Below are 1,552 nucleotides of genomic sequence, written 5' to 3'. Positions count from 1 at the left end.
CCGAGATCTACACCTAAGCCTTCGTCGGCAGCGTCAGATGTGTATAAGAGACAGGTCATGCGCTGGTCACCGTTCCGGCGCCGTGGTTCCAGACGACGCGGGGCGGGGGGACGGCGGCGAGGATCTGCGCGGTGACGTCGGCGGGTTCGATGCCGTCGGCGAGGGCGTCGAAGCTGAGGACGAGGCGGTGGGCGATGACGTCGCGGGCGACGGCGCGGACGTCGTCGGGCAGGACGTAGTCGCGGCCGGAGAGGAGGGCGAGGGCGCGGGCGGCGGCGGCGAGGCCGAGGGTGGCGCGGGGGCTGGCGCCGATCTCGATGACGGGGCGGAGGTCGGGGAGGTGGTAGCGCTCGGGTTCGCGGGTGGCCATGACGAGCCGGACGATGTAGTCGGCGATGAGTTCGTGGACGGAGACTTCTTCGGCGGCGCGCTGGAGGGTGGTGAGGCGTTCGGTGTCGAGGATGTTGTCGGGTTCGGGGGGGTCGACGCTCATGCGCTGGAGGATTTGGAGTTCCTCGTGGGCGGCGGGGTGGTGGACGTCGATTTTCATGAGGAAGCGGTCGCGCTGGGCTTCGGGGAGGGGGTAGACGCCTTCGGATTCGATGGGGTTCTGGGTGGCGAGGACGATGAAGGGGCGGGGGAGGGGGTAGGTGGTGCCGCCGAGGGAGACCTGGCGTTCGGCCATGACCTCGAGGAGGGCGGACTGGACTTTGGCGGGGGCGCGGTTGATCTCGTCGGCGAGGACGAAGTTGACGAAGACGGGGCCGAGTTCGACGTCGAACTGTTCGGTGGAGGGGTGGTAGATGCGGGTGCCGACGATGTCGGAGGGGACGAGGTCGGGGGTGAACTGGAGGCGGGCGAAGGTGCCGCCGACGACGCGGGCGAGGGTGCCGACGGCGAGGGTCTTGGCGACGCCGGGGACGCCTTCGATGAGGCAGTGGCCGCGTGCGAGGAGGGCGACGACGAGGCGTTCGACCATGTGGTCCTGCCCGACGATGACCTTCTTGACCTCCGCGACGGTGGTCTGGAGTTGCGCGGCGGCCGCGTCGATGTCGTGGGCGGCGATGGTCATTGCGGGTCCTTCGCTGGTGCTGCGGCGGGCTCGGCCGTGGGGTGGGGTCGGGCGCTTTTCGACACTACGCGATCACGTGTACCCGTTGTGGCGGGTTGCGTGCGTGCCGGTGGGTGGTTGTTAGGGTGGCGGGCATGTCGAGGCCGTTGCCGCCGGGGGATCCGGTGGAGGTGGGTCCGTTCCGGTTGTCGGCGCGGTTGTCGGAGTCGGCGGCGGGGGTCGTCTTCCTTGGGGTGGACGGCGCGGGGCGGCGGGTGTGCGTGGCGGTGTTGAATCGTGGTGCCGCGGGGGATGCGGCGGCGCGGGATCGGTTCCGGGCGGCGATCGTGGGGGAGTTGCCGGGGGCGGGTCGTGGGGGTGTGGCGCCGGTGGTGGCGGCGTCGGCGGAGGGTGCGGCGCCGTGGGTGGCGACGGTGTACGAGTCGGGTGCGGTGGGGGCGGAGCGGTTTCTGGCGGCGGTGGTGCCGGGGGAGGGTGGGG

At 71.2% G+C, this 1,552-nt stretch carries 1 protein-coding gene and 1 pseudogene; one reads left to right on the top strand and one right to left on the bottom strand.

Going from position 1 to position 1,552, the window contains the following annotated elements; genetic code table 11:
- Positions 1–55 precede the first annotated feature (55 nt).
- The gene (locus tag IE99_RS0128445; protein WP_030177471.1) at positions 56–1,072 is read right to left on the bottom strand and encodes an AAA family ATPase; all 1,017 of its coding nucleotides are present in this window, start codon (positions 1,070–1,072) and stop codon (positions 56–58) included.
- A 134-nt stretch (positions 1,073–1,206) separates the two neighbouring features.
- Here IE99_RS0128445 and IE99_RS32855 point away from each other — a divergent pair.
- Positions 1,207–1,552 (top strand): annotated as a pseudogene (locus tag IE99_RS32855) (hypothetical protein); the annotation flags it as partial.

This window comes from Spirillospora albida (assembly GCF_000718255.1).
Lineage (GTDB): Bacteria > Actinomycetota > Actinomycetes > Streptosporangiales > Streptosporangiaceae > Spirillospora > Spirillospora albida.
This window is presented reverse-complemented; position numbering and strand designations above follow the sequence as displayed.

What these genes read in the sequence shown, in the direction of transcription:
- IE99_RS0128445 (WP_030177471.1), bottom strand. Translation starts at nt 1,072, where the DNA reads ATGACCATCGCCGCCCACGACATCGACGCGGCCGCCGCGCAACTCCAG.